Here is a 23,400-nt window from a genome sequence, read left to right as displayed (position 1 = left end):
AGAGGCCGGGTCAGGCACTGAAATTTTCAGGCCTGGCCGGGGACATTCGGCCAAAGGTCCGAGACCAGAAACAACCGCTCAGCCTCTTCCCATTCCCCTCGCGCATTCTCGATCAGGCGCACCATCAACTGCGCCGGGGCCAGCGGCTCAAGATCCTCCAGCCACATTCGTAAATGCTCCATAGTCCACGTCTGATCCGCCGGATAATGCGCCGGTGCCAGCCAGGCGTGGCGGGGCAGGGGTTGCCAGCGTCCCGCCGGACGTTGAGCGACGAATGCCAGCCAATCCTTCTGATGCAACCAACTGCCGCGCAAATGCTGCGGGTGCGCACCGCTCGGTGATTCAGCCGGCCCGGGCCACGGATACAACAAGTAACCACCGAGCCACAGCTGCGCGCTGAACACCTCGATATCCAGCGCCGCCAGCACTTCGCGACTTTCCGGGCGCGCCGAGATCGGCAATTGATGCTCGGCCAGATGCGCCAGTTTGCGATCCAGCCGATCATGACAACCCGGGCCTAGCCACTGCGCGGGATCACGACCGTCGCCATTTTGCGGGCCCAGATAAAGCTTGATCGCCAGTTCCAGGTGATGCACGCCGTCGCGGTCACGCAACAGCATGTCCAGCTCGCCGAGGGTGTGGCCCTCGCGGCGGATCGGCAGGTTGGCGGCGATCAGCTCAATGCCCGGCGCATGCTCCACGGCAAACTGCCACAGCCGTTCGTAATACAGGCCCAGACGCCGCGTGCGCGCCTGCGACAGCCAATGCAACAAGCCATAACTGTCGCGGTCGAGCTGGCGCAACCAGTGCTCCAGTCGCTGCGGGTCATGCACCCAATCGCTGCCCGCCAGCGGATGACGCTGCGGCCATGGCGTGGTGGCGAGCATCGGCGGGGCGAGGATCACCCACGCCAGATCCCGCACTTCCGGGTGGCGTAATTGGTGGGGCAACTGAAGCAAATCGGGAAACAGGATCATCTTGCGAGCATAGCCTGAAACATGAGCGCAGCCTTGAGGCTGAAAGGATTTTGTCTAACCGGCGCTTTCGCCCATAATCGTGCTTTTCGCGTTTTCGATTGTCCGCAGAGGTCCCATGGAGCAATTTCGTAATATCGGCATCATCGGTCGCCTGGGCAGTTCCCAGGTGCTGGATACCGTCCGCCGACTGAAACGGTTTCTGCTCGATCGTCACCTGCATGTGATCCTCGAAGACACCATCGCCGAAGTCCTGCCGGGCCACGGTTTGCAAACCTCGTCGCGCAAAATGCTCGGCGAAGTCTGCGACATGGTCATCGTCGTCGGCGGTGACGGCAGCCTGCTCGGCGCCGCACGAGCGCTGGCCAAACACAATATTCCGGTGCTGGGGATCAACCGTGGCAGCCTCGGTTTCCTCACCGACATTCGCCCGGACGAGCTGGAAGTCGAAGTCGCCAAGGTGCTCGACGGCCACTATCTGGTGGAAAACCGCTTCCTGCTGCAAGCCGAAGTGCGCCGCCACGCCGAGGCCATTGGTCAGGGCGATGCGCTCAACGACGTGGTGCTGCACCCCGGCAAATCGACCCGGATGATCGAGTTCGAGCTTTACATCGACGGGCAGTTCGTCTGCAGCCAGAAGGCCGACGGCCTGATCGTCGCGACGCCGACCGGTTCCACCGCGTATGCGCTGTCTGCCGGCGGGCCGATCATGCATCCCAAGCTCGATGCCATTGTGATTGTGCCGATGTACCCCCATATGTTGTCGAGCAGGCCAATTGTGGTCGATGGCAACAGTGAGCTGAAAATCGTCGTGTCGAAAAACATGCAGATTTACCCGCAAGTCTCCTGCGATGGGCAGAACCACTTCACTTGCGCGCCGGGCGACACCATCACCGTCAGCAAGAAAGCACAGAAGCTGCGGCTGATTCATCCGCTCGACCACAACTACTACGAAGTCTGCCGCACCAAGCTCGGCTGGGGCAGCAAGTTGGGTGGTGGAGGCGACTGATGCTCGATCCCGCGCGCAGTTATGACCTGATTGGTGACGTGCACGGATGCGCCCTGACCCTTGAACACTTGCTGGACCGTCTCGGTTATCACAAGCAGGGCGGGGTCTGGCGGCATCCATCGCGCATGGCCGTGTTCGTCGGCGACATCATCGACCGTGGCCCGCGCATCCGCGAGGCGCTGCACATCGTCCACGACATGGTCGAGGCAGGTCAGGCCTTGTGCATCATGGGCAACCACGAATTCAATGCTCTGGGCTGGAGCACCCCGGCGCTACCGGGCAGCGGCAAGCAGTTCGTCCGCGAACACACGCCGCGCCATGCGCGCCTGCTGCACGAAACCCTGACCCAGTTCGAAGACCATCCCGGTGACTGGCACGATTTCCAACGCTGGTTCTATGAGTTGCCGCTGTTTGTCGACGCCGGCCGCTTCCGCGTCGTGCATGCCTGTTGGGATGCCGGCCTGATCGAGCCGTTGCGCGCGCTGTTCCCCAATGGCTGCATCGATGAACACTTCCTCCAGGCCTCGGCCGTGCCGGACAGCTTCGCCTGCACCGTGTTCGACCGTCTGTTGCGCGGCACCGACATGCGCCTGCCCGATGGTCTGACCATGACCAGCGGCGATGGTCTGGTGCGGTCTTTCTTCCGCACCAAGTTCTGGGAAGACGATCCGAAGACTTACGGCGATATCGTTTTCCAGCCTGATGCACTGCCAGATCCGGTGGCGCAGAAGCCGCTGACGTCCAGCGAAAAAAACAACCTGCTGCGCTACGGCGTCGACGAGCCACTGCTGTTCGTCGGCCATTACTGGCGCAGTGGCAAACCAGCACCGATCCGCCCGAACCTCGCGTGCCTGGATTACAGCGCGGTGCTTTACGGCAAACTGGTCGCCTATCGTCTGGATCAGGAAACACGTCTGGATCCGCATAAATTTGTCTGGGTCGATGTCGAGCGGCCGGAGGTGCTGCAATGAGTGCGGTAGCGGTATTGCGTCTGCCGTTGGCGGTGGACTTGAGTGGTTTCGTCAAACTGCTGCAACGCATGCAGGTCCCGCATCGGGTCAGCGAAGAGGCCGGCGAACAAGTGCTGTGGGCACCGGCGGAAATCAGCGAAGACGTGCGCTCCTTGTACGAACGCTTTCCGGCGGGTGATCCCGACCAGCAAATGGACATTCCCGTCGCGCCAACCTTCAAGCGGCCGAGCTTCGCCGAGCAACTGAAATACGCCAAGGCCACCGGGTTCATCCTGTTGTTGTGCCTGATCGTTGGCGGGCTGACGTACCTCGGCGAAAACCTGCAAACGCTGCGCTGGTTGACCTTTCTCGATTTTCAAGTTGTGGGCGAGTACATCCATTTCACGCCATTGGCCGACAGCCTGGCGGCAGGGCAGTGGTGGCGTCTGGTCACGCCGATGCTGATCCACTTCGGCATCCTCCATCTGGCCATGAACGGCATGTGGTACTGGGAGCTGGGGCGGCGTATCGAGTCGCGCCAGGGCAGTATCAACCTGATCGGCCTGACGCTGCTGTTCAGCCTGGTTTCCAACTACGCGCAGTTTGTCTGGAGCGGCGCGACGTTGTTCGGCGGTCTGTCCGGCGTGCTTTACGGCTTGCTTGGGCATTGCTGGATCTTCCAACTGCTGGCGCCGAACCCAGCCTATCGCCTGCCGCGTGGCGTGCTGGTGATGATGCTGGTGTGGTTGCTGGTGTGCATGTCCGGGCTGATCTCGATGATCGGTTTCGGCGAAATCGCCAACGCCGCCCACGTCGGCGGGTTACTCATCGGATGCTTCACCGGTTTGTTGGGCGGTTTGTATAACCGCCGTAAACTGGCCGCCTAAAATTTCAGTAGATAAAGAGCACGGAGACCCTGATGTCCTCTTTTAACGACATGATCAACAACATCACCCCGGACATCTACGAGAGCCTGAAACTGGCCGTGGAAATCGGCAAGTGGTCCGACGGTGGCAAACTCACCGCCGAACAGCGCGAGCTGTCGCTGCAGGCGATGATCGCCTGGGAAATCCAGAACCTGCCTGAAGACCAGCGCACCGGTTACATGGGCCCGCAGGAATGTGCATCGAAGTCGATCGAAGTGCCGAACATTCTGTTCAAATCGGATGCCATCCATTGATCGAGATTGGCCGCGGTGCAATCAGCAAAATGTCGGCGCGCCTGGACGGGTCGAACGTGCAATACGCGTTTCGTCTGGATGACGTCGAGGTCCCGGTCAATCCGTTGATTGGCAGTACGGTGCGTCTGGAATACCTGGGGGCGATCCACTGCACCCATTGCGGGCGCAAGACCAAAACCAGTTTCAGTCAGGGTTACTGCTACCCGTGCATGACCAAACTGGCGCAGTGCGACCTGTGCATCATGAGCCCGGAGCGCTGCCACTATGACGCCGGCACCTGCCGCGAGCCGGAGTGGGGCGAGAAATTCTGCATGACCGACCACGTGGTTTACCTGTCCAATTCGTCGGGGATCAAGGTTGGCATCACTCGTGCTACGCAACTGCCGACTCGCTGGATCGATCAGGGCGCATGTCAGGCATTGCCGATCATGCGCGTCTCGACACGGCAGCAATCGGGCTTCGTTGAAGACCTGTTCCGCAGTCAGGTCGCGGATAAAACCAACTGGCGCGCGCTGCTCAAGGGCGATGCGGCGGCGGTCGATCTGGCGCAGGTACGTGACCAGTTATTCGAAAGCTGCGCCGAAGGCCTGCAAGGTTTGCAGGAGCGATTCGGCCTACAGTCTATTCAGACGATTGCCGATGTAGAACCGCTGGAAATCCGCTATCCGGTCGAGCAATACCCGGCCAAAATCGTCAGCTTCAACCTGGACAAGAACCCGATTGCCGAAGGCACGCTGCTGGGGATCAAGGGCCAGTACCTGATCTTCGACACCGGCGTGATCAACATTCGCAAGTACACGGCTTATCAGCTCGCCGTGCATCAATAAGGACGCCAGCATGCGCACCGAACAACCGAAGATGATTTACCTGAAGGACTATCAGGCGCCCGAGTACCTGATCGACGAAACACACCTGACCTTCGAGTTGTTCGAGGATCACAGCCTGGTGCACGCGCAGTTGGTCATGCGCCGCAACCCGGCGCGTGGCCCGGGCCTGCCGCCGCTGGTGCTCGATGGCCAGCAGTTGGAGCTGCTCTCGGTAACGCTGGCGGATCAGGAACTGTCTGACGGCCAATACCAGCTCACGGAAAACCACCTGACCCTGCAACCGGCCAGCGAAACTTTCACGGTCGACACCAGCGTGAAGATCCATCCGGAAACCAACACCGCGCTGGAAGGCCTGTACAAGTCCGGCACGATGTTCTGCACTCAGTGCGAGGCCGAAGGTTTCCGCAAGATCACTTATTACCTCGACCGCCCGGACGTGATGAGCAAGTTCACCACCACCGTGGTCGCGGAACAGCACAGCTATCCGGTGCTGCTCTCCAACGGCAACCCGATTGCCTCGGGCCCGGGCGAAGACGGCCGGCACTGGGCAACCTGGGAAGACCCGTTCATGAAACCGGCGTACCTGTTTGCGCTGGTGGCCGGTGATTTGTGGTGCGTTGAAGACAGCTTCACCACCATGACCAACCGCGATGTTGCACTGCGCATTTACGTCGAGCCGGAAAACATCGACAAGTGCCAGCACGCGATGAATAGCCTGAAGAAGTCGATGCGCTGGGACGAAGAGGTTTACGGTCGCGAGTACGATCTGGACATCTTCATGATCGTCGCCGTCAACGACTTCAACATGGGCGCAATGGAGAACAAAGGCCTCAACATCTTCAACTCCAGCGCCGTACTGGCCCGCGCCGAAACCGCGACCGACGCCGCACACCAGCGCGTTGAAGCAATCGTCGCCCACGAGTATTTCCACAACTGGTCGGGCAACCGCGTGACCTGCCGCGACTGGTTCCAGCTGTCGCTGAAAGAAGGCTTCACCGTATTCCGTGATTCCGGCTTCTCTGCCGACATGAACTCGGCCACGGTCAAGCGAATTCAGGACGTGGCTTATCTGCGCACCCACCAGTTCGCCGAAGATGCCGGCCCGATGGCTCACGCTGTGCGCCCGGACAGCTTTATCGAAATCTCCAACTTCTACACCCTGACCGTATACGAGAAGGGTTCGGAAGTGGTTGGCATGATCCACACCTTGCTCGGCGCCGAAGGCTTCCGTAAGGGCAGCGATCTGTACTTCGAACGCCATGACGGCCAAGCGGTAACCTGCGACGACTTCATCAAAGCGATGGAAGACGCCAACGGTGTCGACCTGAGCCAGTTCAAACGCTGGTACAGCCAGGCCGGCACGCCGCGTCTGGCGGTGAGCGAGTCGTACGACGCCGCCGCGAAAAGCTACAGCCTGACCTTCCGCCAGAGCTGCCCGGAAACCCCGGACAAAGTTGAAAAACTGCCGTTCGTGATTCCGGTCGAACTCGGCCTGCTCGACAGCCAAGGTAACGAGATTGCTTTGCGTCTGAGCGGCGAGGCATCGGCGCAAGGCACCACCCGCGTGATCTCGGTCACCGAAGCCGAGCAGACTTTCACCTTCGTTGATATCGCTGAACAGCCGCTGCCATCGCTGCTGCGCGGCTTCTCCGCGCCGGTGAAACTGAGCTTCCCGTACAACCGCGATCAACTGATGTTCCTGATGCAGCACGACAGCGACGGCTTCAACCGCTGGGATGCCGGTCAGCAACTGTCGGTGCAAGTCCTGCAGGAATTGATTGGCCAGCAACAGAAAGGCGAAAGCCTGAAACTCGATCCGCGTCTGGTGTCGGCGCTGCGTACGGTGCTGTCGGATGAAACGCTGGATCAGGCCATGGTCGCGGAAATGCTCTCGTTGCCGGGTGAGGCGTACCTCACTGAAATCAGCGAAGTGGCGGATGTCGATGCCATTCATATCGCCCGTGAGTTCGCGCGTCAGCAACTGGCGGAAGGTTTGTTCGAAGCTCTGTGGCTGCGTTATCAAGCCAATCGTGATCTGTCGAAAAAGACCCCGTATGTGGCCGAGGCCGAGCACTTTGCTCGTCGCGCGCTGCAGAACATTGCATTGTCGTACTTGATGCTCAGCGGTAAGCCGGAAGTATTGGCGGCGGCGCTGGAGCAATTCGAAGCGGCCGACAACATGACCGAACGCCTGACTGCGCTGGCCGTGTTGGTCAACTCGCCATTTGAAGAGCAGAAAGCCTTGGCGCTGGCGAGTTTCGCCGAGCACTTCAAGGACAATCCTCTGGTCATGGATCAGTGGTTCAGCGTGCAGGCCGGCAGCACCTTGCCGGGCGGTCTGGAACGGGTGAAAGCGTTGATGCAACACCCGGCGTTCAACATCAAGAACCCGAACAAGGTGCGTGCACTGGTCGGCGCGTTTGCCGGGCAGAACCTGATCAACTTCCACGCGGCCGATGGTTCCGGTTATCGCTTCCTCGCGGATCTGGTGATCGAGTTGAACGGCTTCAACCCGCAGATCGCTTCGCGCCAACTGGCGCCGCTGACGCGCTGGCGCAAATATGACGATGCGCGTCAGGCTTTGATGAAGGGCGAGCTGGAGCGGATTCGGGCGTCGGGGCAGTTGTCGAGTGATGTGTATGAGGTGGTGAGCAAGAGCCTGGCTTGATGGTGTGTTGGCGTCGGTGTTCCAGCGTTGGACCGGCCCTCACCCTAACCCTCTCCCAGAGGGAGAGGGGACTGACCGGGTTGGATGGTCGAGTGACACCGACCTGAAGGTCCGGAGTCGAACTCAGGCTTTGAACGGCCCCGATCTGCTCCCTTTCCCTCTTTCATAGTGGGAGAGGGGACTGACCGAGGTGGATGTACGAGTTTCACATCTTAAAGTCCGGAGCCGAACTCAGGACTTGAAAAGCACGAAGATCTGCTCCCTTTCCCCCTCGCCCCCCTGGGGGGAGAGGGCTGGGGTGAGGGGGCAGGATTCACGCATCACCACAAAACCCAAGCCGTACACACAAAAAACGCCGCATTGAAACAATGCGGCGTTTTTATTTTCCGAAAAATTACTTCAAATCAAACCGATCCAGATTCGTCACCTTCGTCCAGGCCGCAACGAAGTCTTTGACGAACTGCTCCTTGGCATCCGAACTGGCATACACCTCAGCCAATGCCCGCAGTTGCGCATTCGAGCCGAATACCAGATCAACCCGCGTCGCCGTCCACTTCACGCTGCCGGTTTTACGGTCACGCCCCTCGAACTCATCCGCATCCCTCGAAGTCGGCTTCCACTCCACCCTCATGTCCAGCAGGTTGGTGAAGAAGTCATTGGTCAGTGCTTCCGTCTGCGAAGTGAACACACCATGCCGGGTTTGCCCGACGTTGGTGTTCAACACCCGCAGACCACCCAGCAGCACAGTCATCTCCGGTGCGGTCAGTGTCAGCAATTGCGCCTTGTCGATCAGCAACGCCTCGGCCGAAACGGTGTATTTGCCTTTGCTGTAGTTGCGGAAGCCATCGGCAATCGGTTCAAGGAAACCGAAGGAATCAACGTCGGTTTGCTCTTGCGAGGCGTCCGTACGTCCCGGTGTGAACGGCACCGTGACCGAGTGGCCAGCGTTTTTCGCTGCTTGCTCGACCCCGGCATTCCCGGCCAATACGATCAGGTCTGCCAGCGAGACTTTCTTGCCAGCAGCGCCGCTGTTGAAGTCGTTCTGAATGCCCTCAAGGGTTTGCAGCACTTTGGCCAGTTGCTCAGGCTGATTGGCCTGCCAGAATTTTTGCGGTGCCAGACGCAGGCGACCACCGTTGGCGCCGCCGCGCTTGTCGGAGCCACGGAACGTCGAGGCAGCGGCCCATGCGGTCGAGACCAGTTGCGACACCGAAAGGCCTGACGCGAGGATTTTGCCTTTCAGCGCAGCCGCGTCGCTTTCGTCGATCAGCGGATGAGTGACAGCGGGGATCGGATCCTGCCACAACAGTTCTTCATTCGGCAGTTCCGGGCCGAGGTAGCGAGACAGCGGGCCCATGTCGCGGTGGATCAGTTTGTACCAAGCGCGGGCGAAGGCATCGGCCAACTGATCCGGGTTGGCGAGGAAGCGCCGCGAGATCTGCTCGTAAGCCGGGTCGAAACGCAGCGCCAGGTCGGAGGTGAGCATGGTCGGCGAAAGCTTTTTGCTCGGATCATGGGCGTGGGGAACGGTACCGGCACCGGCGCCGTTCTTCGGAATCCACTGATGCGCACCGGCCGGGCTTTTGCTCAGCTCCCACTCGAAGCCGAACAGGTTTTCCAGGTAGTTGTTGCTCCACTTCGTCGGTGTGGTGGTCCAGGTCACTTCCAGACCGCTGGTAATGGTGTCGCCACCCTTGCCGGTACCGAACGCGTTGCGCCAACCGAGGCCTTGTTCTTCGAGGCCGGCCGCTTCCGGCTCAGGCCCGACGTTATCGGCTGGGCCGGCGCCGTGGGTTTTACCAAAGGCGTGACCGCCAGCGATCAACGCGACGGTTTCTTCATCGTTCATGGCCATGCGGCCGAAGGTTTCGCGAATGTCGTGGGCTGAAGCGACGGGGTCTGGATTGCCTTCCGGACCTTCGGGGTTCACGTAGATCAGGCCCATTTGCACGGCGGCGAGCGGGTTTTCCAGATTGCGTTCGCCCTGATCGGTGCGGCTCTCTTCTTTGCCATGCAAATCCGGCTCGGCGACCAACGTACCGTCACCGGGTTCCTGCATGGCGGACTTGTCCTTGCCGTAACGGCTGTCGCCGCCCAGCCATTCGTGTTCCGAACCCCAGTAGACGTCTTCGTCCGGCTCCCACACATCGGGGCGGCCACCGGAGAAACCGAAGGTTTTGAAACCCATGGATTCCAGCGCGACGTTCCCAGTGAGAACGATCAGGTCAGCCCAGGAAATATTGCGGCCATATTTCTGCTTGATCGGCCACAGAAGGCGGCGGGCCTTGTCGAGGCTGACATTGTCTGGCCAGCTGTTCAGTGGTGCAAAGCGTTGTTGCCCGGAGCCGGCGCCACCACGGCCATCGGCGGTGCGATAAGTGCCAGCGCTGTGCCAGGCCATGCGGATGAAGAGGGGGCCGTAGTGGCCAAAGTCGGCTGGCCACCAGTCCTGAGAGTCGGTCATCAGCGCATTGAGATCTTGTTTCAGGGCTTGAAAGTCGAGGCTTTTGAAAGCTTTGGCGTAGTCGAAATCCTTGCCCAACGGATCGGACTTTGGCGAATGCTGACTGAGGATTTTCAGGTTGAGTTGATTCGGCCACCAGTCACGGTTCGTCGTACCACCACCGGCGGCGTGGTTGAACGGGCATTTCGATTCGTTTGCCATGTTCGGGTCCTTATCAGGTCTGCTACGGCCGGCTCGTGCCGACTTCGGACTAGTAAGGCTAGACCCGACTTGGAGAGTCAGCTAATAGGCCGACTATTGGAGGCTGATAGGCAAAGTCTTTCAGCGTTTTTCGGAGCGCTTCACGGATCAGCCGATAGCGGCTACCTGCTGGAAACATGCGTTGTTGAGCCTCTGCAAAAAACAAAAAGTGAAAATCGGGATGACAGGAAGAAATGTTATTGTATAACATAAAATTCGTTTCATTCTGTTTCTACCAGCGTTAAAGAAAAACGCTGGCAGCGATCCTCACTTTTCAGCGCATGGAAATTCTGCAATGCCTGCCCGTTCTAACCCCCTGCAACGACGCCTCAATCCGTTGGCCGCCGCGCTGCTTTTTGCATCCCCGGTGTTCGCCGCTGACACCCTCGAACTGCAACCGCAAGTCATCACCGGCAATCCGCTCGGCAGCCAGACACTCGCTTCGCCATCGACCGTGCTCAGCGGCGACGACCTCACGTTTCAACAGAAGGGTAGCCTCGGTGAAACCCTGAACAAGCAGCCCGGGGTGTCTTCGTCGTACTTCGGCCCGGGCGCGAGCCGGCCGATCATTCGCGGCCAGGACGGTGACCGCATCCGTATTCTGCGCAACGGTGTCGGCGCGCTGGATGCCTCGTCGCTGTCTTACGATCACGCGGTGCCGCTGGACCCGGTCAACGTCGAACGCGTTGAAATCGTCCGTGGTCCGGCAGCGCTGCTGTACGGCGGCAGTGCCATTGGCGGGGTGGTCAACACTTTTGATAACCGCATTCCGACCGAGGCTATCGACGGAATCCATGGCGCCGGTGAGTTGCGCTACGGCGGTGCCGACACCACGCGTAGCAGCGCCGGCAAACTCGAGGCCGGTAACGGTCAATTCGCCCTGCATCTGGACGCCAGTGCCCGCGAGTTTAATGATCTGAAAATCCCCGGTTACGCGAAAACCGCTCGCGAACGCGCAAACGACGACGGCGACTCGAAAAAGCATCGCCTGGCCAACAGCGATGGTCGGCAGGACGGCGGCGCGGTCGGCGGCTCTTACACTTGGGATGACGGATACGCCGGCCTGTCCTACAGCAACTACGACTCCAACTACGGTTCGCCCGCTGAACAAGACGTGCGCATCCGCATGCAACAGGAGCACTACGCGTTCGCCTCGGAGATCCGCAATCTCGATGGGCCGTTCAGTTCGATCAAGCTGGATGCGGGTTACACCGATTACGAGCATCGCGAAATCGAAGGTGGCGAGGTCGGCACGACGTTCAAGAACAAAGGTTACGAGGCGCGGGTCGAGGCGCGGCACCAGCCGTTGGGGCCGTTCAACGGCGTAATCGGTGCGCAGGTCAGCCGCAACGAGTTCTCGGCACTCGGCGAAGAAGCGTTTGTACCGCAGACCGATACCGATGCCGCTGCGCTGTTCATTCTTGAAGAGTTGCAAGCCACCGACCGGCTGCTGTTCACCCTCGGCGGACGCCTTGAGCACACCACGGTCGACCCGGACGCCAAGGGTAACGAGCGCTTTGCCAACGCCGATCGATTCAGCAGTTTCACCGCTGGCAGTCTGTCGTCCGGTGCGGTGTACACGCTGACGCCGATCTGGTCGGTGGCCGCGACGCTGGGCTACACCGAGCGCGCCCCGACGTTCTATGAGCTTTACGCCAACGGTGCCCACGTCGCGACCGGCACTTATGAAGTCGGCGATGCCGGGCTGTCGAAAGAAAAAGCCGTGTCCAGTGACCTTGCGCTGCGCTTCGACAATGGTACGCACAAGGGCAGTGTCGGTGTGTTTTACAGCCACTTCTCCAACTACATCGGCTTGCTCGGCACGGGCCGAACGCTGAATGACGAGGGCGAAGAGGACGCCGACGGTATTCCCGAATACACCTATTCCGGTGTGCGCGCGCGCTTCAGCGGCTTTGAAGCGCAGGATCACTGGAAGCTCGGCGAGAGCGCATACGGCAAGTTTGCGCTGGAGTTGTCCGGCGATTACACCCGCGCGAAGAACCTCGATACCGGCGAAGACTTGCCACGCATCGCGCCGCTGCGGTTGAGCACCGGGCTGCTGTGGGAACTGGACAAGTGGCAGGCGCGCATTGATGTTGAACACGCCAGTTCACAGCATCGCGTGCCGGACAATGAAAGCAGCACTGACGGCTACACCACGCTGGGCGCCAATGTCGGGTATCACTTCGATGTCGGTCAGAGCCAATGGCTGGCCTTCGTCAATGCCGAGAACCTGACCAATCAAACCGTGCGTTACGCCAGTTCGATTCTGCGCGACATTGCGCCGGCAGAAGGGCGCAGCATTCAGGTCGGGTTGCGCACAACGTTCTGATAATCACTGATTCCCACTGGAGCTGCCGCAGGCTGCGATCTTTTGATCTCTATTTAAAAGATCGTCCGATCGCGGCCCGAGCCTGCGGCAGCTCCTACACGGGCGTGATCAGGTGGATTGAGCCGTGTCGTCCTCCGGCACGTCGTCAAGGATGTCCTCTTGCCCCGGTAACTCGGTAATCACACTGAAATCCGTCACCTCAACCGCGCCCAAGCCATACCCCAGCAAATGGAAAGAAAACGCTTTGCGCTCTTGCGGGTTGTCGAAGCTGAAGTTCATTTCCAGTGGCTGCTCGGCGGTTGCCACCATCTCCTGCGGCAGACCGATCTGCACGTCCTGTTCAAACTCTTTGGCCTTGAGCTGAATGTACGCCGCTTGTTGCGGATCGACTGAGCGCACGGTCAGGCGCACGCGGGTGTGCGAGCCTTTGGGCATTTCCAGGTACTGCGCGCCGATCAGGTTGTCGGCCCAGTCATCCTTGATTTGCGCTTGCAGCGGGATGACGTTGGTGCTGCCGAACTGATAGCGATGATTGAGCGGCGTGCGCAGCAGCGACAGGTCGAGAGCATTGGCGCGAGCGGCGATCTGCCGGGCCGGATGACCGCTGTAGTTGCCTTTGTACGTGGCGCTCTCGGCGATGAAACCGGCGCTTTCGTAGTAGCGGCAGCGGCGCGGCATGTCGCACTCGGAAAAAATCCCCTGACCGTTGTGATAGCGCAGCTTGCCGTTGGTGAACGACATGATTTCGCGGCCGCTGTCGTAGTCGCGAAACAGCGAGCGGCCACTCAGCGCGGAAGGCACCGGCAAGTCGAAGTAGTCGAGTATGGAAGTGCTCAGATCGACGTGGCCATACACGCCTTTGTTGAGCCTTGGCAGTTGTTCATGCTCCGGCGCCAGAGTCAGGTTGAAGCCCCATGAAGAGGCCAGGCGCACGCCGTCAATGCCATGGGATTCGTCCGAGGTGATCACCACCAGCGTATCTTTCAGGACGCCCTGGCGCTCGAGGCCGCTGAGGAATTGCTCCAGCGCATCGTCGAGATAACCGACGGCGGCCTGTTTCGGCGTTTCGTAGCGCTCCAGGTATTCCTCGGGCGCGGAGTAGGGCTGATGGGTGCCGACGGTCAGCAGCGTCAGCATCCACGGCTGTTTCTGCTTTTTCAGTTGGCCGACATAATCCAGCGCGCCTTCAAAAAACGCCTTGTCATCCTTGCCCCACGGGAATTCCAGATAATTGCTGTTGCTGAACCATTCCAGACCGTGCGTCGCATCGAAACCAATGTGCGGCATGATCTTGTCTTTGGCCATGAAGCGCAGCCCCGCGCCCTGTAGATAGTGCGTGCTGAAGCCGTGTTCGCGCAGCTGCGCCGGCAGGCAGGCCTGATTGCGCTCGTTGAGGGTGAGCATTTCCACGCCTTTGGGCGTGCCGTTGTTGAGTTTGTCGTAATCGCCGCAGAGCATCGCGTACAGACCGCGAATGGTCTGGTGCGTATGCAGCACGTAGTCCGGGGTGTTCATGCCGCGCTCGGCCCAGCGGCTGAGGTTGGGCATCAGGTCTTCCTGATAATGGCTGCCGATCGCCTCGCGGTTGGCGCGGATGTAAGCCCCGGGAATGCCTTCCAGCGCGATGATCAGCACGTTGCGTGCTTGTCCCGGCGCGGCCAGCAGTTTCTGCCCGTTGAGGTCGACGTCGGTGAGACCGGCCATCGCCGGCGCGGGTTCTTCGACATCACCGTCCAGCCATTCCTCGGCCTGGATCTGCAGATCGGCGACCTCGCTGGCCAGCAATTGGTGCGGCAGGTTGTACTGACGCCACGGATCCGCTTCGTTTGGCCACAGGTTCTGCGCGCCCCAGTGGGCGGCGAACAACACCAACGGTGCGCTCCAGGCAGCGCGGGGCAGGGGCGGACGTGGCAGGTCGCGGTTGGCAAACCGGGTCAGCAGCCAGAACAGCAGGGCCAATAGCAAAGTGATGCCCAGTGCAGGATGGGCCAAGCCGCCACCACTGGAGTTTTCCACGAACTGCGGATCGATCAGGTAATGAATGTCCGAAGGCGTCGGCAGCCGACCAACCGCGCTGACCAGTTCAGCAGTCGCTACAGCCAGCAATCCCCAGAACAGCAACACCGGCAAGGCCAGCCACCACGCCCGGCGATGCAGCAACACCACCAACAGGCTGCCGATGGCCAGATCCGACAAATAGCCCAGCGGTGCCGACCAACCCAGCGCCGCACGCAGGCACAGCGGCACCACGAGCACCAGGACAATCAGGGAAAAGAGGCGGGCATGCGGCTGCCGCAACCGGTTAAAAAGAGCGCTCACAAAAAAGACCTTCCAGCCATTAAATCGTCATAAAAGTGTGCGTGATGATACCAAGGGTGGACTGTCTGATCGCCCTTTTAAACCCTCAACTGATGTGCTGGTGCGGTGGCCCCTGAAGGTGATGAAGTGTCTGCAGGCCTGACCGGCCTTCGCGTGGCACAGCAATCGACGATATTGAGGCTGGTGGATTTATTGTTTCAGGCTGTTTAACCCGTCGAGCCGCCACCGGATTCCAATGTAGGCGCTGCGGCACGCTGCGATCTTTTGATCTTGTTATCGAAACCCGGCATCACAAGATTGCAGCCTCCTTTCGCTCGACAACCCGTGCTATCGATATGCGATAAAGATATTTAATTTCTATTTTTTATAGCGATAAAGTCAGGCCTTTCAGCACACCACCCCCATGCTGCGAGGTTGTCATGGCCACACCGTTCAAACGTTCTGCACTGACTCTGTTGGCCGCCTCCCTGGCCGCGAGTGCGTTGTTCAGCACCGGCGCCCAGGCCGAAGGCAAGATCAGCATCGCCCAGCAATTCGGCATCGGTTACCTGATTCTCGATGTAGTGCGCGACCAGAATCTCATCGAAAAACACGGCAAGGAGCAGGGCCTCGACATCAAGGTCGACTGGAACAGCATCTCCGGGGCCACCGCGATGAACGAAGCATTACTTACCGGATCCCTCGACGTGGTGTCCGCCGGTGTGCCGCCGATGCTCACCGTGTGGGATCGCACCAAAGGCAAACAGAACGTCAAAGCCATCGCCGCGCTGGGTTCGATGCCCAACTATTTGCTGACCAACAACCCGAACATCAAAACGCTCAAGGACTTCACCGACAAGGACCGGATTGCCGTGCCGGCTGCCGGCGTGGGCTTCCAGTCACGCACCTTGCAGATCGAAACCGCCAAGGAATTCGGTGACGGGCAGTACAAGAAATTCGACGATATTTCAGTCAGCCTGCCGCACCCCGATGCGACCGCCGCGCTGATCGCCGGCGGCTCCGAGATCAACTCGCATTTCTCCAGCCCGCCGTTCCAGTACCAGGCTTTGCAGAATCCCAACGTGCACAAAGTGCTGAGCTCCTATGACGTGCTCGGCGGTCAGGCAACGTTCAACGTGCTCTACACCACAGAAAAATTCCACGACGAAAACCCGAAAACCTACAAGGCGTTCTACGACGCTTTGGCCGAAGCCGAGAAAATTATCAAGGCTGACAAGCCGGCGGCGGCTCAGGCGTACATTCGTGTCGAACAGTCGAAGTTGCCGCTGGCCCTGGTGGAGCAAATCGTCAAAGACCCGGAAATCGACTTCACGGTGGTGCCGCAGCGCACCTTTATCTATGCCGAGAAGTTGCAGGAACTGGGTGTGCTGAAGAACAAGGCCGACAGCTGGAAGGATTACTTCTTTGAAGAGGCGCATGGTGGGGCCGGTAGCTGAAGAACCCGGCCCGGTGCAGGGGATTTCCGGAACTCAACCGGCAGGCTCGATCAGTCGCGTAATGGGGTGATCGTGCCCCTCGACGTGCCATTTCACCCACAACCGATTGCGCCCGTCGGAACTTTTGTCTGGCTCGATGGACAGCCAGTTACGACTGGCAATCAGGCAATTTCCGTCGTACCCAATGGCTTGCATCTCGGCAGTAAGGTCGGTGTCGATCTTTTCCCGGGTAGCGGTGATCGTTTCCAGGCTTCTGATCGTCAGCACAGGCAGAGGAGGATGGACGATGCCGGTTGAAATCAGCTGATGGATGACTTCTGCACCATTGTCGATATGCCGGGGGTTGGCCGAACGAATGACGCTGGCGGCCGCTACATGCACATCCCCGGAGACAATGGTGACTTTGCATTTCGCCAACTTGGCGAAATCGAGCAATCCATTGATCAGTTGCTTGCGCTCGTTTTTGTGCGGCTGATGGCGCCAGTGGTCGCGGAAATCATCCTCCGGTCCGATCTCTCCCGGAATCCATCCGATCAGGGCCTCAAGCAGCGCAAGGTTGACGAACGATACCGGAACGCTGGAGATGAACAGCAGGTGTGAAGGTTTGCTGACCGTCAGGCTTTTGATCCAGGTAAACATCTGCGAGATGCTTTTTTGCGACATGATTTGCGTGGGCTGTTTGAGCTGGCCGTTTCTGCCTTTGATGTCGGGCGCACGTTCAGACCTGAGGTCGGGAACGACAATGGCGAGGCCACCGAGGCCTTCAAAAGCGAAGGTATGCCCTTGACGAGTAATCGCTCCCGGGCGGCTCTCGGTTTCGTCAACCTGTAATTGGTAGAGACGAAAATAATAACTGGCAATGCGGAACAGCCCCTGGTGTACGGGACTTTCATGCAGGGCCTGGGGATAGGATCCCCAACCGTCAATGATGTCGTGATCGTCCCACATCATCAGGGTCGGAACGCAACTGAGCATTTTCAGTATCTGTGGTCTGGCCCAGTATCGCGGGTAAACACTGGCGAAAAACTCGTCTGCCTGAACTTCCATTTCTTCAGTCCACAGAGTGTCATCACGATTCCAGGAGAACTGTTTGTACCATTCATTCAAGGGGCCTTGAGTCTGTAACAGTTCATCGCTGTAAATCTGATCGCCTCCCATGACCAACAGATGGTACTCGGCTTGCTTGTGGGTCTGCGCGAGATGACTCCAGCGTTCGGCATAGCGATCTGCCAGCGAATTCAGGTATTTGACGTCCGACACACCGTTGCACGAGGTGTAAGCGATGCGGGGAGCCTGATCCAGAGGCGGGACGTGAAATGAGCCCGATACGTCTCCCAAGTCATAGTCAATCTTCAACTGCGTTTTACTTTGCTGGATCTGCATGTCCAGTCGCCAGACGGCCATGCGCGGTTTGATCAAAGGAATCCGGGCAATCCGTTTGATCGTCGGATTGTGTGCCTGCGCGACCTGCGTAGTGGGTGCCGGTGCGTTGAGGTCTTGCACCAGCAGGGCAGATACACAGTATTTCTGATTCTGAATACCGCGAAAGCTCAAAACCGGGCCAAAGGGACTCATGTTGTCGTCCTCGCTGACAATAGAAAAACGGATGCCACGCAATGCCGTGGTGTCTCCGAGCGTAGTCCGTTTTTGCAAGTAGCGAGGACGCGAGGGGAGCGTTTCAGTTCATGCCATCATCAAAAATGCTTTCGATTGATAACTCGAACGCCCGAGCAATCTGAAAGGCCAGTGGCAGACTCGGGTCGTAGCGTTCGTTTTCTATAGCGTTAATCGTCTGACGCGACACGCTCAGGCGTTCAGCCAGATCGACCTGCGACCATTTGCGCTCGGCGCGCAATTCCTTGAGACGGTTTTTCATTGGTAGCGGCGTCGCGCAATTTGCAGGCCGACAATCCACATCAGCCCCATCACCGGCCATACACACGTCCACGGAATATGCGGGGCGCCGACGTTTTCCAGGAAACCGTAGCTGAAGGTCAACAGTGCCGAGGCGGCGAAGGCAAACCCCAACGCTTCAAACTGGATGCGCAGATGCATTTCGTCCATGCGCCGCATATTGCGCACGATGGCCCAGCACATCAGTCCCGCCGGAATGACCGGCGTCACTGCGACGGCCGAGCGCATCACGATGGGGGCGTCCATCAGGTATTGCGAGGCAATCAATGATGCTGTCAGCACCAGAATGTAGATGATTAATGCTGCGCCCAATTCGAGGTAGTACCGGTTCATTCTTCACTTCCTATGTAAAAGACCCTTTACATGGTCGCCGAAGATTTATTCGATGTAAAGCACACTTTCCATCCAGCCGTTAACCTCGAACAGACTCATGCCGGAGGATTTCGCGTAGGTCTGCAGCTTAGGGGCACGTTTTCTGGACAGCGTAATAGCCACTCAGTAGCATTCGACTCCAACGGATTATCCCATCGCACGTCGTCCGACGTGGAACGCTCAAGGAATCGGCATGCGCGACACCCCCACTGACCAAAAACGAACGGTCGTGACCCAGGTCAACGGCGAGATTCACTATGAAACCCAGATCAGTTTCAGCTCCATGTCGCTCGTCGATGGCGACATTCGGGTGCATCGTGCTGAAGGTAATCAGCTAAACATTCCGGTGGCCGGGGCGGACTTCGCTTGGCGCATTGATCTGGATGGGGTGCACAGAGTACCGGTGACGCAGGCAGTGGTTGAACCGGCTGAACCGGTGCCTGCCGATGACAGCTTGAAGTTATTCACCTCGAAAACCGTGTGGATCACCCTCGGGCTGTGGTTCTTCGTCAGTTCGGTGTTCGGTTGGCTGGGGATTGTGGCGGCAGGCGGATATCTCGGTTATCAGTGGCGTGAGGTGGAAAAGCGCAAGGAACAGTTGGCCAAGGCGCCCGTAGATAAGGCCGTGCCCCGTTCCGGCTCGGGGATGTCACGGGAAAGCGTGCGCAAGGCGTTGGCCCGCAAGCGTTAATACTGCGCAGATCAAATACAAAAAAGGGGCGGCCTGATCATCGATCAGGCCGCCCCTTTTTTATTGCCGCTCAGTCAGATCAATGCATCTTGCTGTGATCGTGACCTTCCATGTTGGTCAGCGCACGAACCGGTGCCTTCACTTCGATTGTTTCTTTTTCGCCCTTGGCGTTTTCCACGGTCAGGGTCAGCGGCACAGTTTCGCCTTCCTTTAGCTGACCGGTCAGGCCCATCAGCATCACGTGGTAGCCGTTTGGATCAAGCTTGACGGCTTTGCCGGCGGGCAGGGCGACCGACTTCACTTCGCCCATTTTCATTACATCGCCGTTCATGGTCATTTCGTGGATCTGCACGATTTTGGCCGCGGATGTCGCGACGCTCAACAACTTGCTGTCGCTGTCGGCGGTGAGGGTCATGAACGCGCCGCTGGCGGACTGGGTCGGCACGGTGGCACGGACCCAGGCGTCGTCGACTTTGGTCTGCGCGGACACCTGGAACGCCAGGCCCAGCAGAGACAGACCGATGACAGCGCGTTTGATGTGGTTCAGAACAGGTTGCATCAGCAAACCTCCATAACAGTAAGCAAATCTTCCGTGCATTGTTCTGCCGAAAGCGAGGTGGACAGACCCAGGCGCAAGCCGCCGTTGGAGTCGTAAACGTAACTGGTGGCAGTGTGCGAGATGGTATAGGTGTCGCCGGCCGGGACTTTCTCGTAGAACACGTCGAATTCCTTGGCGGTGGCCGCGGTTTCCTCGAGTGTGCCGTACAGCGCAACGAACGTCGGGTCGAAGGCTTTCATGTAGGCGTCGAGGATTTCCGGGGTATCGCGCTCGGGATCGAGGGTGATGAAGATCACCTGCAAACGATCGCCATCGGCGCCCATCAGTTTCTTGATTTTCGCCGCGCGGGCGAGGGTGGTCGGGCAGACTGCCGGGCACTGGGTGAAGCCGAAGAACACCATCGGCATCATGCCGCGAAAGCTCGACAGCGTCATGGTTTCGCCATCGGTGTTCTTCAGTTTGAAGGTGCGCCCCATGATCTTGTTACTCAGATCCTTGCCGTACTTGTACGACAGTTGGCCGCGGGTGTCGCAGCCGGCGAGCAGGCCGAGCCCGAGTACGCCCATTCCCGCAAGCACCTTGCGGCGAGTCAACAAAGCCGTCATCTAATACCGCCTTTTGCAGCCCGTCAGTCAGCAGGACTGGCGGGGGGTTAACCGTAAAAGCGGCGCATGATACCAAACTGCAGGCAGACGCCGGCCACGGATCGCCGCCACGGCGCAGGATCGCGCGACAAAAGGTGTAAGGAAAAGTGACTGTGGCTTACTGCGCGCGTGACTCATCGGCGCTCCAGCCCCCGCCCAGCGCGGTGTACAGATTGACCTCGGCGACCAGTTGCGCGAGGCGATCGGTGATCAGGCCTTGCTGCGAGCTGAACAGCGAACGCTGCGCATCGAGGAACGTCAGGCTGCTGTCGACGCCGTTTTGATAACGGTTTTGCGCCAGGTTGTAGTAAGTCTGTGTGGCCGCGACCAGATCGCGCTGCGCCTGCAATTGCTGCTGATAAGTGCTGCGCGCAGCGAGGCCGTCGGCGACTTCCTGAAATGCGGTTTGAATCGATTTTTCGTATTCGGCCACCGCCACATCTTTCTGTAGCTTCGAATAATCCAGGCTGGCGCGCAGGCTGCCGGCGTTAAAAATCGGCAGGCTGATCTGCGGCTGAAATGTCCAGGCGCCAGAGCCACCGCCGAACAGCCCGGACAGATCGCGGCTCGACGTCCCGGCATTCGCCGTCAGGCTGACACTGGGGAAAAACGCCGCCCGTGCCGCACCGATATTGGCGTTGGCTGCTTTCAGTTTGTACTCCGCCTGAAGGATGTCCGGACGCCGTTGCAGCAGATCCGAGGGCAGGCCGGCGGGCAGTTGCCGCACCAGCTCGCTGGCCAGTGGACGCGCGGGCAGTGACTCGGGCACGGGCGCGCCGACCAGCAAGGTCAGGCTGTTCAAGTCCTGGGCGACCTGACGCTGATAGCGCGCCAGATTGGCCCGTGAACTGTCGACGCTGGTTCTGGCCTGCGCCTGCTCCAGCGCTGACGATTTGCCGGCCTCACGGTTGCGGGTGGTCAGGTGCAGGCTCTGTTCATCGGCAGCAAGGGTGTCGCGGGTCAGTTCCAGCAACTCCTGATCGGCGCGCCAGGTCAGGTAGGCGTTGGCGACGTTGGCCACCAGACTCAACTGTGCGCTGCGCCGCGCTTCTTCAGTCGCAAGCCAGGTTTGCAGCGCTTGCTCGCTGAGGCTGCGCACGCGGCCGAAGAAGTCCAGCTCATAAGCGCTTATCCCGAGGTTGACCGAGTACGTCGAATTGATCAGCGCTTTGCCTTGGGTCACGCTCGGCGGCATGCGCTGGCGCAATTCATTGGCATTGGCCGACACCGCCGGCAGCAGGTCGGCGCGCTGAATGCGGTATTGCGCCTGAAAGGCTTCGACGTTCAGTGCCGCCACGCGCAGGTCGCGGTTGTTGACCAGCGCGCTTTCGATCAGTTGTTGCAGCACCGGATCCGTGAACAGCGTGCGCCAGTCCTCAGCCCTCGTGGCTGGCTGCGTTGCTGTCGGATACTGCGCGGCAGTGGGGGAAGCGGGGCGCTGATACTCGGGAATCAATGAACAACCGCCCATCAGCACCGCGATGGACAGCAGGGAAAGTCGCAACGTCAACATCGAACTGCCTCATGCATTAAAAGAGCGTTGTGCTCAGGCCCCGGCCATCCATTTCGCCAGGCCATGGCGGCCACTGACGCCGAGTTTGGCGGTGGCGCGTTTCAGGTACGTCTCGATCGAGCTGTTTTTGACCCGCAGCTTTTCCGCCATTTGCGGCACGGTGCCGCCGGTCAACAGGCCGAGACAGACTTCTTTCTCGCGCACCGACAGGGCGATGTCGCTTAATGCCAGGCGCTCATCGAACACCTGCGCCAGCGGCGCCTGATCCAGCTCGGCCAACGGTTGGCGCGGTTGCCGGGCGAGGATTTGCCGACTGATCTGCGCGTGACGTTCGATCAGCGGCAGCAGGGTGTCGGACAGGCTCTTGAGAAACGACAGCTCCGGCAGGGAAAACACCCGTTGGGTATGCGGTCGGTAAAACGAAATCACGCAACGGCGGTTGGACGTACGCGAAACCAGATTGCATTGATGGGCACTGTGTTGCGGATGGCGAGGCTGGAGCGAGGCTTTCAGTTGAATCAGCAGCGAGTCGTTCATCTCGATCATCTTCTGCAGCAGCGGATGATCGTCGGGGCTTTCCAGCGGATCGGGTGCGGCACAGGTCTGCGTCAAACCGGCGCTGCCCAACGGCTTGATGTCGACCACGCTGGCCTGACGCTCATCCAGCGTCCACTCACTGAGATCCACGCGGTTGACCGGCACCAAGGTGTCGACCAACTGGAACATGTTCGTGGCGAAGTGATCATCGCCGGTGCTTGCTATCAACTCACCCAGTTGCCAGTAGAAGTGTGGGTTTTCCATATTACGAATGCTGCCGGTCAGATTCATATCCTTCATCCTTGGTTCAGAGCCATCACTGAATCGTCTGCCGTCTCTGTAAAAGCCGCCCACGCAGTCATTTCTCCTTGAACATGATCTGGAGCGGGATTTAAGCCTATGGATTTGTCCTACGTCTGTAGGGGAAAACAGGGACACAAAGTGCCACTATTTCTGAATATTGGCGCCGGGGTTCTGACGCTGTTAAACGCCGGCGTAACGGCGAGTGTGACTGTTCAGTCACGCTCAAGCCCCGGAAAACCTGGCGAAGGGGAATTCTGATCGGCAGCGTTCGGGTAAATGGCGGCGCTGCTATGTGGTTTTTTTCCTACAAGCTTTTCAGTGTTTCCTCTCCGAACTTTTCGACAGTGCCTACGGTAAACACGCCCGCAAGGTCAGACAGGCGCTTACGAGCCTGGTGGTTGTCCGGGTTTCAGGTGTCATGTCGGTGGCGGGGCCGATGCTTGAATACCGGCAAAATTTCATGAGATG

19 protein-coding genes are annotated in these 23,400 nt (G+C 59.2%); 9 read left to right on the top strand and 10 right to left on the bottom strand.

The annotated features are described in order from the left end of the window. Nucleotides 1-26 precede the first annotated feature (26 nt). On the bottom strand, nucleotides 27-977 hold the full coding sequence (locus CKW26_RS06160) for a DUF1853 family protein (RefSeq protein ID WP_095047901.1): 951 nt from the start codon (nucleotides 975-977) through the stop codon (nucleotides 27-29). 115 nt (nucleotides 978-1,092) lie between these two features. Here CKW26_RS06160 and CKW26_RS06155 point away from each other — a divergent pair, with 115 nt between their 5' ends. Genes CKW26_RS06155 through pepN form a run of 6 tightly spaced genes read left to right on the top strand, consistent with a single transcriptional unit; the run spans nucleotide 1,093 to nucleotide 7,608 of the window. Continuing rightward, nucleotides 1,093-1,983, top strand: coding sequence for an NAD(+) kinase (locus CKW26_RS06155; RefSeq protein ID WP_003224174.1), 891 nt, complete (start codon nucleotides 1,093-1,095; stop codon nucleotides 1,981-1,983). Continuing rightward, nucleotides 1,983-2,954, top strand: a complete 972-nt coding sequence (locus CKW26_RS06150) for a metallophosphoesterase (RefSeq protein WP_007919225.1) — start codon at nucleotides 1,983-1,985, stop codon at nucleotides 2,952-2,954. Before CKW26_RS06155 ends, CKW26_RS06150 begins: the two co-directional genes overlap by 1 nt. Next, on the top strand, nucleotides 2,951-3,820 hold the full coding sequence (locus tag CKW26_RS06145; protein ID WP_095047900.1) for a rhomboid family intramembrane serine protease: 870 nt from the start codon (nucleotides 2,951-2,953) through the stop codon (nucleotides 3,818-3,820). The genes CKW26_RS06150 and CKW26_RS06145 overlap by 4 nt, the downstream gene beginning before the upstream one ends. 32 nt (nucleotides 3,821-3,852) lie before the next feature. Then, nucleotides 3,853-4,113, top strand: coding sequence for a YeaC family protein (locus CKW26_RS06140; protein ID WP_007919229.1), 261 nt, complete (start codon nucleotides 3,853-3,855; stop codon nucleotides 4,111-4,113). Beyond that, the gene (locus CKW26_RS06135) at nucleotides 4,110-4,940 is read left to right on the top strand and encodes a DUF2797 domain-containing protein (protein WP_095047899.1); all 831 of its coding nucleotides are present in this window, start codon (nucleotides 4,110-4,112) and stop codon (nucleotides 4,938-4,940) included. The genes CKW26_RS06140 and CKW26_RS06135 overlap by 4 nt, the downstream gene beginning before the upstream one ends. A 10-nt stretch (nucleotides 4,941-4,950) precedes the next feature. Continuing rightward, complete coding sequence (pepN, locus tag CKW26_RS06130; protein ID WP_095047898.1) at nucleotides 4,951-7,608, top strand: aminopeptidase N; 2,658 nt, start codon at nucleotides 4,951-4,953, stop codon at nucleotides 7,606-7,608. 394 nt (nucleotides 7,609-8,002) lie between these two features. Here pepN and katG read toward each other — a convergent pair whose 3' ends face one another. Continuing rightward, on the bottom strand, nucleotides 8,003-10,273 hold the full coding sequence (gene katG, locus CKW26_RS06125) for a catalase/peroxidase HPI (RefSeq protein ID WP_095047897.1): 2,271 nt from the start codon (nucleotides 10,271-10,273) through the stop codon (nucleotides 8,003-8,005). 334 nt (nucleotides 10,274-10,607) lie between these two features. Between katG and CKW26_RS06120 the strand changes: the two genes are divergently transcribed. Further along, a complete protein-coding gene (locus tag CKW26_RS06120) occupies nucleotides 10,608-12,644 on the top strand; it encodes a TonB-dependent receptor (RefSeq protein WP_095047896.1) in 2,037 nt (678 codons plus the stop codon). Nucleotides 12,645-12,752: 108 nt separating this feature from the next. Here the strand turns inward: CKW26_RS06120 and CKW26_RS06115 are convergent, their stop codons facing one another. Continuing rightward, nucleotides 12,753-14,963, bottom strand: coding sequence for an LTA synthase family protein (locus tag CKW26_RS06115; protein ID WP_095047895.1), 2,211 nt, complete (start codon nucleotides 14,961-14,963; stop codon nucleotides 12,753-12,755). Nucleotides 14,964-15,382: 419 nt separating this feature from the next. On the opposite strand from CKW26_RS06115, the gene CKW26_RS06110 reads away from it, so the two are divergent. After that, nucleotides 15,383-16,399, top strand: a complete 1,017-nt coding sequence (locus tag CKW26_RS06110) for an ABC transporter substrate-binding protein (RefSeq protein WP_095047894.1) — start codon at nucleotides 15,383-15,385, stop codon at nucleotides 16,397-16,399. A 33-nt stretch (nucleotides 16,400-16,432) separates the two neighbouring features. Here CKW26_RS06110 and CKW26_RS06105 read toward each other — a convergent pair whose 3' ends face one another. The 3 genes from CKW26_RS06105 to CKW26_RS06095 form a co-directional block, all read right to left on the bottom strand. After that, nucleotides 16,433-17,974 carry an alkaline phosphatase D family protein gene (locus CKW26_RS06105; RefSeq protein WP_095047893.1) on the bottom strand — a complete coding sequence of 514 codons (1,542 nt, stop codon included), beginning with the start codon at nucleotides 17,972-17,974 and terminating at the stop codon, nucleotides 16,433-16,435. Nucleotides 17,975-18,077: 103 nt separating this feature from the next. Continuing rightward, nucleotides 18,078-18,275 (bottom strand): helix-turn-helix transcriptional regulator, encoded by a 198-nt coding sequence (locus CKW26_RS06100; RefSeq protein WP_093430734.1) that lies wholly within the window; start codon nucleotides 18,273-18,275, stop codon nucleotides 18,078-18,080. Continuing rightward, entirely contained in the window at nucleotides 18,272-18,646 is a 375-nt protein-coding gene (locus CKW26_RS06095) for a hypothetical protein (protein WP_095047892.1), read from the bottom strand. The genes CKW26_RS06100 and CKW26_RS06095 overlap by 4 nt, the downstream gene beginning before the upstream one ends. Before the next feature lie 232 nt (nucleotides 18,647-18,878). On the opposite strand from CKW26_RS06095, the gene CKW26_RS06090 reads away from it, so the two are divergent. After that, on the top strand, nucleotides 18,879-19,376 hold the full coding sequence (locus CKW26_RS06090) for a hypothetical protein (RefSeq protein ID WP_095047891.1): 498 nt from the start codon (nucleotides 18,879-18,881) through the stop codon (nucleotides 19,374-19,376). Nucleotides 19,377-19,455: 79 nt separating this feature from the next. Here the strand turns inward: CKW26_RS06090 and CKW26_RS06085 are convergent, their stop codons facing one another. From CKW26_RS06085 to CKW26_RS06070, 4 genes are all read right to left on the bottom strand, one after another. Further along, a complete protein-coding gene (locus tag CKW26_RS06085; protein WP_095047890.1) occupies nucleotides 19,456-19,935 on the bottom strand; it encodes a copper chaperone PCu(A)C in 480 nt (159 codons plus the stop codon). Beyond that, nucleotides 19,935-20,540 (bottom strand): SCO family protein, encoded by a 606-nt coding sequence (locus tag CKW26_RS06080; protein WP_007915980.1) that lies wholly within the window; start codon nucleotides 20,538-20,540, stop codon nucleotides 19,935-19,937. The genes CKW26_RS06085 and CKW26_RS06080 overlap by 1 nt, the downstream gene beginning before the upstream one ends. Nucleotides 20,541-20,697: 157 nt before the next feature. Further along, a complete protein-coding gene (locus tag CKW26_RS06075; RefSeq protein ID WP_095047889.1) occupies nucleotides 20,698-22,092 on the bottom strand; it encodes an efflux transporter outer membrane subunit in 1,395 nt (464 codons plus the stop codon). Between the two features lie 33 nt (nucleotides 22,093-22,125). Next, on the bottom strand, nucleotides 22,126-22,920 hold the full coding sequence (locus CKW26_RS06070; protein ID WP_095047888.1) for a helix-turn-helix transcriptional regulator: 795 nt from the start codon (nucleotides 22,918-22,920) through the stop codon (nucleotides 22,126-22,128). Between the last annotated feature and the right edge of the window lie 480 nt (nucleotides 22,921-23,400).

The organism is Pseudomonas sp. Irchel s3h9 (genome assembly GCF_900187475.1).
Classification (GTDB): Bacteria; Pseudomonadota; Gammaproteobacteria; order Pseudomonadales; family Pseudomonadaceae; genus Aquipseudomonas; species Aquipseudomonas neuropathica.
Note: the sequence above shows the minus strand (reverse complement) of the source record. Positions and strands in the feature narration are given on the sequence as shown.

What these genes read in the sequence shown, in the direction of transcription:
- CKW26_RS06160 (WP_095047901.1), bottom strand. Translation starts at nt 977, where the DNA reads ATGATCCTGTTTCCCGATTTGCTTCAGTTGCCCCACCAATTACGCCAC.
- CKW26_RS06155 (WP_003224174.1), top strand. Translation starts at nt 1,093, where the DNA reads ATGGAGCAATTTCGTAATATCGGCATCATCGGTCGCCTGGGCAGTTCC.
- CKW26_RS06150 (WP_007919225.1), top strand. Translation starts at nt 1,983, where the DNA reads ATGCTCGATCCCGCGCGCAGTTATGACCTGATTGGTGACGTGCACGGA.
- CKW26_RS06145 (WP_095047900.1), top strand. Translation starts at nt 2,951, where the DNA reads ATGAGTGCGGTAGCGGTATTGCGTCTGCCGTTGGCGGTGGACTTGAGT.
- CKW26_RS06140 (WP_007919229.1), top strand. Translation starts at nt 3,853, where the DNA reads ATGTCCTCTTTTAACGACATGATCAACAACATCACCCCGGACATCTAC.
- pepN (WP_095047898.1), top strand. Translation starts at nt 4,951, where the DNA reads ATGCGCACCGAACAACCGAAGATGATTTACCTGAAGGACTATCAGGCG.
- katG (WP_095047897.1), bottom strand. Translation starts at nt 10,273, where the DNA reads ATGGCAAACGAATCGAAATGCCCGTTCAACCACGCCGCCGGTGGTGGT.
- CKW26_RS06120 (WP_095047896.1), top strand. Translation starts at nt 10,608, where the DNA reads ATGCCTGCCCGTTCTAACCCCCTGCAACGACGCCTCAATCCGTTGGCC.
- CKW26_RS06110 (WP_095047894.1), top strand. Translation starts at nt 15,383, where the DNA reads ATGGCCACACCGTTCAAACGTTCTGCACTGACTCTGTTGGCCGCCTCC.
- CKW26_RS06105 (WP_095047893.1), bottom strand. Translation starts at nt 17,974, where the DNA reads ATGAGTCCCTTTGGCCCGGTTTTGAGCTTTCGCGGTATTCAGAATCAG.
- CKW26_RS06100 (WP_093430734.1), bottom strand. Translation starts at nt 18,275, where the DNA reads ATGAAAAACCGTCTCAAGGAATTGCGCGCCGAGCGCAAATGGTCGCAG.
- CKW26_RS06095 (WP_095047892.1), bottom strand. Translation starts at nt 18,646, where the DNA reads ATGAACCGGTACTACCTCGAATTGGGCGCAGCATTAATCATCTACATT.
- CKW26_RS06090 (WP_095047891.1), top strand. Translation starts at nt 18,879, where the DNA reads ATGCGCGACACCCCCACTGACCAAAAACGAACGGTCGTGACCCAGGTC.
- CKW26_RS06085 (WP_095047890.1), bottom strand. Translation starts at nt 19,935, where the DNA reads ATGCAACCTGTTCTGAACCACATCAAACGCGCTGTCATCGGTCTGTCT.
- CKW26_RS06080 (WP_007915980.1), bottom strand. Translation starts at nt 20,540, where the DNA reads ATGACGGCTTTGTTGACTCGCCGCAAGGTGCTTGCGGGAATGGGCGTA.
- CKW26_RS06075 (WP_095047889.1), bottom strand. Translation starts at nt 22,092, where the DNA reads ATGTTGACGTTGCGACTTTCCCTGCTGTCCATCGCGGTGCTGATGGGC.
- CKW26_RS06070 (WP_095047888.1), bottom strand. Translation starts at nt 22,920, where the DNA reads ATGAATCTGACCGGCAGCATTCGTAATATGGAAAACCCACACTTCTAC.